Source organism: Pseudomonas sp. LW8 (assembly GCF_041956865.1).
Classification (GTDB): Bacteria; Pseudomonadota; Gammaproteobacteria; order Pseudomonadales; family Pseudomonadaceae; genus Aquipseudomonas; species Aquipseudomonas siliginis.
Genome location: NZ_CP168138.1, coordinates 3,627,803 through 3,641,332 on the forward strand (window position 1 = coordinate 3,627,803; position 13,530 = coordinate 3,641,332).

The 13,530-nt window shown below is 58.9% G+C and carries 10 protein-coding genes; 3 read left to right on the top strand and 7 right to left on the bottom strand.

The features are described 5' to 3' along the window. Positions 1–34: 34 nt before the first annotated feature. Positions 35–376 carry a hypothetical protein gene (locus AB9L16_RS16340; RefSeq protein ID WP_375122398.1) on the bottom strand — a complete coding sequence of 114 codons (342 nt, stop codon included), beginning with the start codon at positions 374–376 and terminating at the stop codon, positions 35–37. Between AB9L16_RS16340 and AB9L16_RS16345 the strand changes: the two genes are divergently transcribed. Beyond that, a complete protein-coding gene (locus AB9L16_RS16345) occupies positions 354–860 on the top strand; it encodes a collagen-like protein (RefSeq protein WP_353188612.1) in 507 nt (168 codons plus the stop codon). The genes AB9L16_RS16340 and AB9L16_RS16345 overlap by 23 nt on opposite strands. A gap of 137 nt (positions 861–997) precedes the next feature. Here the strand turns inward: AB9L16_RS16345 and AB9L16_RS16350 are convergent, their stop codons facing one another. Then, on the bottom strand, positions 998–1,921 hold the full coding sequence (locus AB9L16_RS16350; protein ID WP_375122399.1) for a 1-aminocyclopropane-1-carboxylate deaminase/D-cysteine desulfhydrase: 924 nt from the start codon (positions 1,919–1,921) through the stop codon (positions 998–1,000). Positions 1,922–2,046: 125 nt separating this feature from the next. Next, positions 2,047–4,086, bottom strand: a complete 2,040-nt coding sequence (locus AB9L16_RS16355; protein WP_375122400.1) for an FAD-dependent oxidoreductase — start codon at positions 4,084–4,086, stop codon at positions 2,047–2,049. 208 nt (positions 4,087–4,294) lie between these two features. Between AB9L16_RS16355 and AB9L16_RS16360 the strand changes: the two genes are divergently transcribed. Together AB9L16_RS16360 and AB9L16_RS16365 are read left to right on the top strand one after the other, a co-directional pair. Continuing rightward, a complete protein-coding gene (locus tag AB9L16_RS16360; RefSeq protein ID WP_375122401.1) occupies positions 4,295–5,425 on the top strand; it encodes a nitrilase-related carbon-nitrogen hydrolase in 1,131 nt (376 codons plus the stop codon). Between the two features lie 3 nt (positions 5,426–5,428). Next, entirely contained in the window at positions 5,429–6,469 is a 1,041-nt protein-coding gene (locus tag AB9L16_RS16365; RefSeq protein ID WP_236168548.1) for an AraC family transcriptional regulator, read from the top strand. A gap of 386 nt (positions 6,470–6,855) precedes the next feature. Here the strand turns inward: AB9L16_RS16365 and AB9L16_RS16370 are convergent, their stop codons facing one another. The 4 genes from AB9L16_RS16370 to lon all read right to left on the bottom strand — a co-directional run bounded on the left by AB9L16_RS16370 (position 6,856) and on the right by lon (position 13,377). Next, positions 6,856–7,710: a DUF2242 domain-containing protein gene (locus AB9L16_RS16370; RefSeq protein ID WP_252886453.1), complete on the bottom strand. Its 855-nt coding sequence runs from the start codon at positions 7,708–7,710 to the stop codon at positions 6,856–6,858. A gap of 749 nt (positions 7,711–8,459) precedes the next feature. After that, positions 8,460–10,331: a SurA N-terminal domain-containing protein gene (locus tag AB9L16_RS16375; RefSeq protein ID WP_375122402.1), complete on the bottom strand. Its 1,872-nt coding sequence runs from the start codon at positions 10,329–10,331 to the stop codon at positions 8,460–8,462. A 227-nt stretch (positions 10,332–10,558) separates the two neighbouring features. Continuing rightward, positions 10,559–10,831 (bottom strand): HU family DNA-binding protein, encoded by a 273-nt coding sequence (locus AB9L16_RS16380; protein ID WP_016775333.1) that lies wholly within the window; start codon positions 10,829–10,831, stop codon positions 10,559–10,561. Between the two features lie 149 nt (positions 10,832–10,980). After that, positions 10,981–13,377: an endopeptidase La gene (lon, locus tag AB9L16_RS16385; RefSeq protein ID WP_016775334.1), complete on the bottom strand. Its 2,397-nt coding sequence runs from the start codon at positions 13,375–13,377 to the stop codon at positions 10,981–10,983. Positions 13,378–13,530 lie beyond the last annotated feature (153 nt).

Genomic DNA, 13,530 nt, shown 5'->3' on the forward strand with positions numbered 1-13,530 from the left:
ACTGTCTTAAATAAATATATTGCCCGGTTATTACTTACTCTGAAACAAGGTTGCCCTCTGCGTCGTACGCACTACCATCGGGATGTTTAACGCTTCCGCCAGGCAATTGTTCAGTACCATCTTCCCAGACAATACGGCCATCCGGATATTCAACGGTATTATCAGACCATACGATTCGCCCGTCCGGATACTCTACCCGGCCGTCGTCATATTGAATGATGCCGTCGGGACGCTTGATCGAAGTCTTATCAACGTCAACCACGCTACCGTCAGGCAGTGTGGTCGAACCATCGACATTGACGGTCGCACCGAGTGTTTGAATCAGCGTAATCAAGGCCACCGGATCGATGTTGATGTTAAGGGTCGGCCATGGCATTGGCGGACGCTTGGTATCGACCGGCGCTACTGGTGCGGTCGGCGCAACTGGTTTGGTTGGGGCTACCGGTTTGGTTGGCGCCACTGGTTTGGTCGGTGCTACTGGCTTGGTTGGCGCCACTGGCTTGGTCGGCGCTACCGGTTTGGTTGGTGCCACTGGCTTGGTCGGCGCTACCGGTTTGGTTGGTGCTACTGGCTTGGTTGGCGCTACCGGCTTGGTCGGCGCTACCGGTTTGGTTGGTGCTACTGGCTTGGTTGGTGCCACTGGTTTGGTCGGTGCTACGGGTTTGGTCGGTGCTACGGGTTTGGTTGGCGCCACTGGCTTTGGTGTAGTGGTAGTGGGGCGAGGCTTGGAGATCGGACTTTTCATATTCACACTCAAATTTACAAATATAATTATGATCTTTAATAACAAACTAAAGAGCCGAACCAACAATAATCACGCACAACAAACTATTCAAATCAAAAGAACCTACAAGATATAAGCAACATAGAGTTACGCCCACAGACCAACGCACACCAACAACTTTAAATAAGCAGAAATAATAAACCGTACAAACAAGACTTTTGTGTGTTGCAAATATCATTACGCCGAAACGCATGTACTGATCGCGTCCATCGGCTATGTCATTGCAAATCCGCGTCGCCCCTGCAAGCCCCCCGTGTGGATAAAGATCAGACGCGTGCCGATGGCGAATTCGCCTGACTCGACATGCTGCTTGAGCGCCAGCAAGGCCTTGCCGGTGTACAGCGGTTCCAAAGGGATGCCGCTGGTTTGCTCGGTCTGATCGATGAAGGTCAGCAACGCCTCGTCAACTATGGCGAAACCACCACGGCTGGCGTCGATCAGTTGATAGTCCGCCGCAGGCTCGGTGGCTGGCGCGAGGATCGACTCGATGTTCGGCGCTACGCCGTGATCATCCGGGACCGCCAGAGCACCGTACACCGCGCGCTTGCCTTTCTCGGCGAGCGCCAGCCCGGCCAGTGTCGTGCCGGTGCCACAGGCCAGCCACCAGGCGTCGAAATCATTCCAGCCCAGCTTGGCCAATTGCTCTTCGGCTTGCTGCCTGATCGCTGCGCAACCCAAGGCGCCGGCCAATCCACCACCGCCCTCGGGCACCGCATGCAGCGTCGGATATTGCGCTTGCCATGGCACCCAGAATCCCGCTTCGTGCCGTGCGCGGTAGCCGGCGTAACCGAGCCAATGCAACTGCATGCCGAACGCTTGCAGATCCCGCACTGTCGGCGTGTCCTGCGGGTGCCCGCGCAGCAGCCCCACGGTTTTGAAACCCAGCCGTTTGCCCGCCGCCGCCAGCGCATGCAGGTGATTGGAATGCGCACCGCCGAGGCTGATGATGCCCTCGGCACCGGCACGCTCGGCGGCTTTGAGGTGTTCGACGAGTTTGAACCACTTGTTGCCGCTGATCAGCGGGTCGATGCGGTCCAGGCGCAGGATCGCAACCTCGATGCCGGCAGCTGCAAGCCAGTCCAGATGGAGCGGTTCGAGAGGGGCCGGGGGTAGCCAGTTGGGGGGAGGCAAAAGCATGGGCACTGCACAATCTGGAAAAGACCACATACTAGTAGGAGCTGCCGCAGGCTGCGATCTTTTGATCTTGCTTTTGAAATCAGGATCAACAGATCGCAGCCTTCGGCAGCTCCTACAGAATGTGTTTACAACTCAGCCGCCAGCCGCGAACCTTGATTGATCGCCCGCTTGGCGTCCAGCTCCGCCGCCACATCCGCGCCGCCGATCAAGTGCACGTTCTGCCCGGCTTCAACCAGACCGTCGTGCAATTCACGCAACGGATCCTGCCCCGCGCAGATCACGATGTTGTCCACTGCCAGCAGTTGCGGCTCGCCGGATTCGCCGATGCGAATGTGCAAGCCTTGGTCATCGATGCTCAGGTATTCGACGCTGTTGAGCATCTGCACCTGCTTGTTCTTCAGACCGGTGCGATGAATCCAGCCGGTGGTTTTGCCCAGACCGTCGCCGACCTTGGTTTTCTTGCGCTGCAACAGGAACACCTCACGGGCCGGCGCATGCGGTGCCGCTTTGATTCCCGCCACACCACCACGGGCCTCCAGTTGCGTGTCGATGCCCCACTCTTTCCAGAACGCCGCGCGATCCAGACTGGTGGCTACGCCTTGATGAACGAGAAATTCCGAGACATCGAAACCGATCCCGCCAGCACCGATTACCGCGACACGCTTGCCGACCGGTTTGCGCTCGAGGATCACATCCAGATAACTCAGCACCTTGGCATTTTCGATGCCCGGAATCGCCGGCACGCGCGGGGCGATACCGGTGGCGAGAATGATTTCGTCGTAGCCGCCCTCAACCAACTTGGCCACGTCGACGCGGGTGTTCAGGCACACCTCGACATTGGTGGTTTGCAGCTTGCGGTTGAAGTAGCGCAGGGTTTCGAAAAACTCTTCCTTGCCCGGCACGCGCTTGGCAATGTTGAACTGGCCACCAATCTCACTGGCCGAATCGAACAACGTCACCTGATGACCGCGCTCGGCGGCTACGGTGGCGGCAGACAAGCCGGCAGGGCCGGCACCGACCACGGCGATTTTCTTGATCCGCTGCACCGGCAGGTAATTGAGTTCGGTTTCGTGGCAGGCGCGCGGGTTGACCAGGCAACTGGTGAGCTTGCCGCCAAAGGTGTGGTCGAGGCACGCCTGGTTGCAGCCGATGCAGGTGTTGATTTCGTCGGCGCGGCCTTCGGCGGCTTTGTTGACGAAGTCGGGATCGGCGAGGAATGGTCGGGCCATGGAGACCATGTCGGCATCGCCCTCGGCAAGAATCTGCTCGGCAATTTCCGGGGTATTGATGCGGTTGGTGGTGATCAGCGGGATGCTCACCGAGCCGCGCAACTTGGCCGTAACCTTGCTGAACGCTGCACGCGGAACCTTGGTGGCGATGGTCGGAATCCGCGCTTCGTGCCAGCCGATACCAGTGTTGATGATGGTCGCACCGGCCTGCTCGATGGCTTTGGCAAGCATGACGATTTCATCCCAGGTGCTGCCACCTTCGACCAGATCGAGCATCGACAGGCGGAAGATGATGATGAAATTCGGCCCGACCGCTTCGCGCACACGACGGACAATTTCTACCGGCAGGCGCATGCGGTTTTCGTAGCTGCCACCCCAGCGGTCGGTGCGGTGGTTGGTGTGCGCGGCGAGGAACTGGTTAATGAAATAACCTTCCGAGCCCATGATTTCGACGCCGTCGTATTCGGCGGTTTGCGCCGATACCGAGCAGGTGACGAAATCGCTGATCTGCTTTTCGATGCCCTCTTCGTCCAGCTCTTTAGGCTTGAAGGGATTGATCGGCGCCTGAATCGCGCTCGGCGCTACTTGCTTCGGGCTATAGGCATAGCGACCGGCGTGAAGAATCTGCATGCAGATCTTGCCGCCCGCCTCGTGCACCGCGCGAGTGACGATGCGGTGCTTGAGCGCCTCTTCCTCGGTAGTGAGCTTGGCCGCGCCGGAATACACGCCGCCCTCGTCATTCGGGCCGATGCCGCCGGTGACCATCAGGCCGACACCGCCACGGGCACGTTCGGCGAAGTACGCCGCCATGCGCTCGAAGCCACCCGGCTTTTCTTCAAGGCCAGTGTGCATCGAGCCCATCAGGGTACGGTTGCGCAGCGTGGTGAATCCCAGGTCCAGCGGGGCCAGCAGATGCGGGTAATGAGCGGCGGTCATCGGTAACTCCACAACGAGCGATCACGGAAAAGTTGCGGGAGCTCTGCGTCCCCCGTCAGTCATGTTCGACAGACTAAGAGTCGCACCGCTGTCACTCAATGACCGTAACTGACAAGTTATTGATCCAAATGCGCAGCGCCCCTTGGCAACCCGGGCCATGGGCCCTACCCTAGTCGGCACATCCTGTACCCGGCTGTTGTTGGTTTTCATGCGCAAACTTCTGTATCTGTTTTTCTCCATGGCCCTCGTTGCCGCCCTGACCACCTACGCCATGTGGGCGGCAGACCGGCCGGCGGGACATTACCTGTCGGACCTGCGCATCAAGCTCGCCGTCAATCAGGGCACGCCCGGCGATCGTGGCAATCTGCTCGGCATCCAGCCCGAACTGTTCCCCACCGATTACCAAAGCTCCGCACGCCTGCACCGCAAACTCGCGGCGTATCTGCAGCAGGCCCGTGATCAAGGCTTGCTCAACGAAAAAACCGTGGTGGTGTTGCCCGAGCACGTCGGCACCTGGCTGATGATCAGCGGCGAGAAAGACGACTTGTATCAGGCGCCAACGCTGGCGGAGGCAATGAACTGGCTGGCGGCGAGCAATCCACTGCTGTTTGCCCGAGGGTGGCTGCGGGCCAAGGGCGAGCAACGCCTGGATGACGCTTATCTGCGGATGAAAGCGAAAGCCATGGCCAAGGATTACCAGGCGCTGTTCGGCGGTCTGGCCAAGGAGTTCCAGGTCACCCTGGTGGCCGGCTCCATCGTGCTGCCTGAGCCAAGCATCCGCGACGGCCGGCTCAAGCCCGGCAGCGGCGCCCTGTTCAACAGCAGCGTGGTGTTTGGTCGCGACGGCGTACCGTTGGGCCAGCCGCAACGGCAGATGCATCCGATCTTTGATCAGCAAGGTGTGATTCAGGCCGAAGACAAACACGCCATACAGGTCGTCGATACCCCGGCCGGACGCTTGGGCATCCTGATCGGCAGTGACAGCTGGTACCCCGCTAACTACCGCACCCTTGATGAGCAAGGCGCGCAACTGGTGGCCGTGCCGGCGCAGGTTATCGGCCAAGGCGCCTGGGACAAGCCATGGCGTGGCTACAAGGGTTCGAGCACGCCGGGCTCGGTCAGCCTCAAGCCCGGCGACCTCAGTGAAGGTCAAGCCTGGCACCGACTGACCCTCACCGCGCAACCGCCAAGCAGCCACGCGATTGCCGGCGTCAGTGTGTTCATGCGCGGGCAGTTCTGGGACAAGTCGAGTACCGGCACAAGCTTCCTCAGCAGCAACGGCCAGCAGTTCGCCGATGGCGAGGCCCGTGGTGCGCGCTTGCTGAACGTCTGGCTGTAAACCATGAAGCCGCAGCCGATGCGCCTCGGGGATCTGTCGGTGGGTTTCGTCCATAGTCTGGCCGACGCCGTGCGCAGCCACGACGTCGATCCGCTGCCTCTGCTTGAACAATATGGCCTTGATGCAGCGCGACTGGCCGAGGCCGGGGCGCGATTGTCGATCCCGCGTTACATGCGCCTGGGCCATGCGGCGATTCAACTCACCGGCGACCCGGCCCTGGGCCTGCGCATGGGCCGGATGATCCGCTTGAATCAGGCCGGTCTGGCCGGCATCACTGCGGCGCAAGCACCCACCGTGCGTGAAGCGGCCCGCTGCCTGACGCGCTTCGAGCCGCTTTACGGCTCGAACTATCGCGGGCAGTCCAGTTTCCACGAAGACGCCAACGGTGCGTGGCTGCGCTTCTACTCGATCAGCCCGTACAACACCTATAACCGCTTCGTGGTCGACTCGATCCTCGCTGGCTGGCTGCATCAGTTGTCGAGCCTGTGCGGCGAAACGTTACGCGCCGAGCGAATCGAAATCGAATTCGAAGCGCCGGATTACCGCGACGCCTACACAATGCTCGGTGACTGCCCGATCCAGTTCAGCGCCGAGCGCAACCAACTGCGCCTGAGCCTGAGCAGCCTCGCCCTGCGCAACCCTGAACATTGCCCGAGCACCTGGCGACATCTGCTGCAATTGTGCGAGCGGGAGCTGGAACAACTGACCCGCACCCGCAGCCTGCGCGAGCGCATCACTCAGTTGCTCGGCCCGCTGCTCAACGGCGGCCGCGAGCCGGATCTTGAAGAAGTCGCGGCACGCCTGAAACTGCCGACCTGGACCTTGCGGCGCAAGCTCACTGAGGAAGGCACGCAATTTCGCGCGATCCTCAATGACACACGCCGCGACCTGGCGATGACCTACATCCGCGACACCGAACTGGCATTCGGCGAAATCGCCTACCTGCTGGGCTTCGCCTCAGCTGAAGCCTTCCAACGCGCATTCAAGCGCTGGAGCGGGCAGACGCCCGGCGAATCCCGACGAAATTACCGCTCGGGAGCCTGAAGCTCAGAGTTCCGTCGCGTCGTCAGCCGGCTCTGGTTGATCCAGTTCAAAGGCCTGGTATTCGAGCAGTTCTTCCTGATACTCATCCATCGTATGAATCCCCCAACTGCTCGCTATGAAAATGGCCTGATCAATCGACCTGTGCCCCGAGCATAAAGTGCCCGTGTGAAGGAAAAGTGAAACGCTGCCTTCATGAATAAAACGTAGCAGGTGGTTGGGGATTTATCGCGGCGATGATGCCGCAGGTGTGTAACCAGATTTTAAGCCAACCCGAAAACCACTGTGGGAGCGAGCAGGCTCGCGAAGCGGTGTGTCAGTCTAATCATCTGTCGACTGATACACCGCTTCGCGAGCAGGCTCGCTCCCACAGGGTTTCGCTTGGTTTCTTATTGGCCCGAAGCCGGCATCGCCGGAATCGGCTCGGATGGTGGCGGAATATCCGGGTTGGTCGGCGGAGTGATGGTTTCGCTGGCCGGCGCTGGCTCTTCCACGGGCGCTGGCGCAGGCGTAATCGGCGTCGACTCCGCTGGGGGCACCATCGGTTCGGAACTCACTGGCGCGGTTTCAACCGGGGCCGGTGCAGTTTCCGCAGCCGGCACGGGGACCGGTTCCGCTGCAGGTGTCGGCGCCAGAGGCGCAGGTGCAGGTGCCGCTTTTGGTTCTGGCACACCAAGATCGGTTTTCGGCTTTTCTTCGATGTGTGCAGCTTTCTTCGCATCGGCGGGCAGGAACTGCTCCACCAGCGTGAAGAAACGCTCGTAGAACTTCTGCGCAATGACCGTCTCACTGGCGACCTTGACCATCGAGTCGTCCGAGGAGCCGATCGGCATCGACACCGAGCCCAACACACCAACCCCGAGGCTGGCCGAGTTGTTGGTCTTCTTCAGCGCATAACGGTCCTGCAAGGCGTTGGCGAACACCGTCGCATGATGCCCGGCGCTGCCATCTTCGGCGCAGACCACGTTGAAGCTGATCTCGAGGTGCGTCTCGCCGGTCTGCTGGAAGCTCTTGTGCCCGCTGACCAGCTTCGGATCACTGCTGGTAATGATGTAGCCCTGACTGAGCAACGCGCGCCGGGCCGCTTCGCAACTGGCGGTGTCGGTTACCGGGTAATTGCGCGAAAAGGTGCCGGAGTCATCGAAGTTCTCATGCTCATAGATCGGCTTGTCCTTCGAACAACCGGCCACCGCAGTCAACAAAAGCGCCAGCCCGACAACACGCATGGGAGTGGAAATCAACATTGAACATCCTGAGGGAAAACAGTCCGGGGCGTATTGTGCAACAGATCGTCGCCCCATGGCGCATGGAATAGTGTCAAGAATCGGTTACAACTTTACCGGTCATGGCCGTCAGGAAAAAGCCGCGTGGACAAATGATCGATCAACGCGCGAAATTTCGCCATGGCTTGTCGGCTCGACGGCCATAACACCCCAGAACCGACCGGCGTGTTCTAAAGCAAAAGAAAGGTAAAAACTCAAGATCAGGTCGGCTGCCAAGCCGCCTTCGCGAGCAGGCTCGCTCCCACAAAAGCAAAAGCAAAGCAGCGCAGCTGCCCGCGGCAAAGCCGCCCCACTCAACAATGAGCGCAAGCTCGAGTGCCTCTGATCTTGCTTTTGATCCACCGGCGACGTCGGAAGGCTGAGTGGAGGGATTGATCCGGGCGTGGGAGCGCAGCGACCGTCTGGCGCAGCCAGACACAGCGGAAGGAGGTGCAGCGAAGCAAACCGGAGCCGCTGCGCCCGGATCGATCCCGCAGCGAAGGAACCCGAGCCTGCGAGGGCCGAACGTAGGAGCAAGCCTTTTCGGTTACCTTTTCGGCGTCTGGAAAAAGTGCCTCGCCGTAAGGGCGAAACCGCCAGCCGCCGCACCCGAAGAAACGGATATTCACCCAAACCACCCAGAGCATGGCCGGCCCAAAGGCCGCCAAGCCACCAAAAACAAAAAAGCCCCGACCATCAGGCCGGGGCTCCTTCAAACGTCAGTCAAAAGATCAGAACCGCTCGATCTTCGCCTCAGCTTCCAACTGCTTGCGATACGCCGCAAAGTCCTGCTGGCCCTCACGGGAAGCGAGAAAACGACGATATTGCGCTTTCTCTTCTTCCGTCGGTGCAGCTGCTTCATTGACGCCATTCAGACGCACAATCATCAGGCTGCCATCCGGCAAGGTAACGCTGGAGAACGTCGGCTTGTCCTTGGCAGCCGGCTTCGGCATACGGAACAGTGCCTGCAGCACAGCCGGATCAACCCCTTCCTGACCACGGGTGGCCGCTTCGGTGATCTTCCAGTTCTGGCCATCGATGGCCTTGTCCAGCGGCGCCTTGCCGTCGCGCAGATCAGCGATCAGCTTCTCGGCACGGGTCTTGGCCTCGGCACTGGCATGCTCCTTGGTCAACTGAGTGCGGATCGCCGCGCTCACGCTTTCCAGTGGCAATTGCGCAGGCTTGAGATGCTCCTTGGCGCGCAGCACGATCACGGTTTCCGGGTCCAGCTCGATGGCGGTGCTGTTGGCACCTTCATCAATCACTTCCGGACTGAACGCGGCAGTGACCACGGCACGGTTGGCTGCAACACCTTCGCCACCTTCACGGCCGAACGGCTTGGAAGTGTGCACAGTCAGTTTCAGATCCGCTGCTGGCTGCGCCAGGTCAGAAGCTTCGAACGCCGAGTCTTCCAGTTGTTTGGTCGCCTCAACAAAACGCTGCTCGACCTGAGCGGCTTTCAGCTCGCGGGTCAGCTTGTCTTTCAGGCTGGCCAGGGTCGGCACTTCAGGCGCTTCCACGCCCAACAGCTTGATCAGGTGATAACCGAAGTCGGTACGAATCGGCTCGGACACCTGGTCTTTCGACAAGGAGTACAGCGCTTTTTCGAAAGCCGGGTCGTAAACGCCAGGACCGGCATAACCAAGGTCACCACCATTGTTGGCGGAACCCGGATCCTGCGAGAACTCCTTGGCCAACGCTTCGAACTTCTCGCCCTTGGCCAGACGCGCCTGGACTTCGTCGATCTTCGCCTTTGCCTGCGCTTCGGTAGTCTTGTCGTTCACTTCGATGAGGATGTGCGCGGCACGACGCTGTTCCGACAGGTTGGCGATCTCTTTCTGGTAAGCCGCCTCAAGATCTTCATCCTTGACCGCAACCTGATCGAAGAACGACGATTTCTTCAGCTCGACGTAATCGATGATCACCTGATCCGGCGTCATGAATTCCTTGGCGTGCTCGTCGTAGTAAGCCTTGACATCGTCATCGGTCAGCTTGACCGCAGCCGGGTCGGCCTTGACGTTAAGAGTAGCGAAATCACGGGTCTGTTTTTCCAGACGGGCAAAAGCCAGCACTTCGGCGTCGGTGACGAAACCGCTGCCGGCAACACCAGCGCGCAACTGGCCGATAAGCATTTCCTGAGCCAGCATCTGACGGAACTGCATGCGGCTGTAGCCCAGTTGACGGATCACCTGGTCGAAGCGCTCGGAGCTGAACTTGCCGTCGACCTGGAATTCAGGCGTCTGCAGGATCACTTGATCCAGCGCGGCTTCGGAGAACGAGAACTTCGCCTGTTCGGCGCCTTGCAGCAGCAACTTGCGGTCGATCAGGCCTTTGAGCGCCGATTCGCGCAGCATTTTTTCGTCGAGCAAGGACGCATCGAAGTCCTTGCCCAGCTGTTGCATCAGCTGACGGCGTTGCATATCAACGGCCTGGCTCAGCTCGTTCTGGCTGATTTCGTCACCATTGACCTTGGCCGCCTCGTTCTTGTGAGTCGTGGCCTGGAAAATGGCATCGAAACCGGTCAGGGCCATCAGTGCAACGATGACCCCGATAATGGTCTTGGCAATCCAGCCTTGTGAATTGTCCCTGATATTTTGCAGCATGCGTCCCCCAGAAACGGTTGAACTTCAATTTAGGCAACCGTGGAGCGTGGGTAGAATCCGGATAGAAGAAAGGCGCATCCGAGGATGCGCCTTCTCGTAACTGGCGGAGCGGACAGGGCTCGAACCCTCGATCCCGGCGTTACAGGTAGCTCTTTCAGCCACCTGTTCTACCGCTCCGCTGCCAAGTCAGGCTTGACCCCGACCCGGATGGGTAAAAACCTGGAAACTCAGTTAACAGCTTCTTTCAGCGCTTTACCGGCTTTGAAACCTGGCTTCTTGGCAGCCGGGATTTCCAGAGACTTGCCAGTTTGCGGGTTGCGACCGGTACGAGCCGGACGGTCAGTCACGGAGAAAGTACCGAAACCAACCAGAACAACGGAGTCGCCAGCCTTCAGAGCGCCAGTGACGGATTCGATTACAGCGTCCAGCGCACGGCCAGCAGCAGCTTTCGGGATATCAGCGGATGCAGCGATAGCATCAATCAGTTCCGACTTGTTCACTCTAAGTCCCCTTATATCTATTTTGAGATGTTTCTAAGTTTTTTGGTGAAAGCAAAAACGAGTGCTGAATGGCCTACAGACACTTAAGAGCCGCTTTATAACAAGGGCTCTAAAATGCTGTCAAGGAAAGCCCCCCAGGCTAAAACGTATTAATGCGTGCTAATTCTTTCCTTGGCATCAGACTCGCGTTTTTCGTCCTTGGCAACTATCTCCGGAGCCACATCCGGCAAGGGCTCCGGCGCGTATTGCAGCGCAATTTGCAGGACCTCGTCAATCCATTTAACCGGCTTGATCTGCAGATCCTGCTTGATATTGTCAGGAATCTCCTTCAGATCGCGGACGTTTTCTTCCGGAATAATCACAATCTTGATTCCGCCACGATGTGCCGCCAGCAGTTTTTCTTTCAAACCGCCAATTGCCAGCACTTGCCCACGCAGAGTGATCTCACCGGTCATGGCGACATCGGCGCGCACCGGAATACCGGTCAATGCCGAAACCAACGCCGTGCACATACCGACGCCAGCACTTGGGCCGTCTTTCGGCGTCGCGCCTTCCGGCATGTGAATGTGCGTGTCGCGCTTCTCGTGGAAGTCGAGCGGGATGCCCAGGCTCTTGGCGCGGCTGCGCACAACGGTCTGTGCGGCAGTGATCGATTCGACCATCACATCACCCAGCGAACCGGTCTTGATCAGTTGACCTTTACCCGGAATCACTGCGGCTTCGATAGTCAGCAATTCACCGCCAACCTGAGTCCACGCCAGGCCAGTCACCTGCCCCACCTGATCCTGCTGCTCGGCCAGGCCGTAGCGGAACTTGCGCACGCCGAGGAAATGCTCGAGCAGGTCAGCTGTCACTTTTACCGAGAAGCGTTTTTCCAGCGCATGCTCTTTGACTGCCTTGCGGCAGACCTTGGCGATCTGTCGCTCGAGCCCCCGCACGCCCGCTTCACGGGTGTAATAACGGATGATGTCGCGGATCGCTTCCTCATCGAATTCCAGCTCGCCCTTCTTCAGACCATTGGCGGCGATCTGTTTCGGCGAGAGGTATTTCACGGCGATGTTGATCTTCTCGTCTTCGGTGTAACCCGGCAGACGGATGACTTCCATCCGGTCCAGCAGCGCTGGCGGGATATTCATCGAGTTCGAGGTGCACAGGAACATCACATCAGAGAGGTCGTAATCGACTTCCAGATAGTGATCGTTGAAGTTGTGATTTTGCTCGGGATCAAGCACTTCCAGCAACGCCGAAGCCGGATCGCCACGCATATCGCTGCCCATTTTGTCGATTTCATCGAGCAGGAACAGCGGGTTGCGTACGCCCACTTTTGTCATCTTTTGAATCAATCTACCCGGCATCGAACCGATGTAAGTCCGGCGGTGACCACGAATTTCCGCTTCGTCACGCACGCCGCCCAAGGCCATACGTACGAATTTGCGATTGGTGGCATGGGCAATCGATTCCGCCAGCGAGGTTTTACCCACACCTGGAGGACCAACCAGGCACAACACCGGGCCACGGATTTTCTTCACGCGCTTCTGCACGGCGAGGTATTCAAGGATGCGCTCCTTGACCTCTTCGAGGCCGTAGTGATCGGCGTCGAGAATGTCTTCTGCACGGGCCAGGTCGAGGCGTACTTTGCTCTGCGCCTTCCACGGCACCTGCACCAGCCAGTCGATGTAGGAGCGCACCACGGTGGCTTCAGCCGACATCGGCGACATCTGCTTGAGCTTGTTCAGCTCAGCGGTGGCCTTGGCCAGCGCATCTTTCGGCAGGCCGGCAGCATCGATGCGCTTTTTCAGCTCTTCGATTTCATTGTGGCCTTCGTCGCCGTCACCGAGTTCTTTCTGAATGGCCTTCATCTGCTCATTCAGGTAGTACTCGCGCTGGCTGCGCTCCATTTGCTTTTTGACGCGGCCGCGAATGCGTTTTTCAACCTGGAGCAGGTCGATTTCGGCATCCAGCAGTGCCAGCACGTGCTCGACACGGGCCGACAGATCGATGATCTCGAGGATTTCCTGCTTCTGCTCGATTTTCAGCGCCATGTGCGCGGCCATGGTGTCGACCAGACGACCGGGCTCATCGATGCTGTTGAGCGACGACAGGACTTCAGCCGGAACCTTCTTGCCCAGCTGGACGTATTGTTCAAACTGCGACAGCAGCGTGCGCACGAAGACTTCCGACTCGCGCTCGGCGGCGTCGACTTCTTCGATCAGAGAAACTTCGGCGCGGCAGTGGCCATCGACTTCGCTGAAGCGTTCGACGGTGCCACGCTGCTCGCCTTCGACCAGAACCTTGACGGTGCCGTCAGGCAGCTTCAGCAGTTGTAGAACCGTGGCAATTGTACCTACGCGATAGAGAGCGTCTTCACCGGGATCATCGTCAGCCGGGTTTCGCTGGGCCAGCAGCAGAATCTGCTTGTCACCCGTCATCGCTGCCTCGAGGGCTTCGATGGATTTCTCGCGCCCCACGAACAGCGGGATAACCATGTGCGGATAAACCACGACATCACGCAATGGCAGGAGAGGCAATTCGATGGTTGTCTTCATGATTTCGCCTCTACGGCGGCCGTATGGCCGTAATCAGATGGAATTAAGCTTGAAACCAAGATGGGGGCTGCCTCGAAAAAAAACAAGCGCAAAGCGGAGGTAAAAAACGACTTAAAAAAAAAGAGGCCCGAAGGCCCCTTCTTTGCTGCGGCG

Coding starts and splice junctions, on each gene's coding strand:
- AB9L16_RS16345 (WP_353188612.1), top strand. CDS start 354: ATGTTAAGGGTCGGCCATGGCATTGGCGGACGCTTGGTATCGACCGGC.
- AB9L16_RS16340 (WP_375122398.1), bottom strand. CDS start 376: ATGCCATGGCCGACCCTTAACATCAACATCGATCCGGTGGCCTTGATT.
- AB9L16_RS16350 (WP_375122399.1), bottom strand. CDS start 1,921: ATGCTTTTGCCTCCCCCCAACTGGCTACCCCCGGCCCCTCTCGAACCG.
- AB9L16_RS16355 (WP_375122400.1), bottom strand. CDS start 4,086: ATGACCGCCGCTCATTACCCGCATCTGCTGGCCCCGCTGGACCTGGGA.
- AB9L16_RS16360 (WP_375122401.1), top strand. CDS start 4,295: ATGCGCAAACTTCTGTATCTGTTTTTCTCCATGGCCCTCGTTGCCGCC.
- AB9L16_RS16365 (WP_236168548.1), top strand. CDS start 5,429: ATGAAGCCGCAGCCGATGCGCCTCGGGGATCTGTCGGTGGGTTTCGTC.
- AB9L16_RS16370 (WP_252886453.1), bottom strand. CDS start 7,710: ATGTTGATTTCCACTCCCATGCGTGTTGTCGGGCTGGCGCTTTTGTTG.
- AB9L16_RS16375 (WP_375122402.1), bottom strand. CDS start 10,331: ATGCTGCAAAATATCAGGGACAATTCACAAGGCTGGATTGCCAAGACC.
- lon (WP_016775334.1), bottom strand. CDS start 13,377: ATGAAGACAACCATCGAATTGCCTCTCCTGCCATTGCGTGATGTCGTG.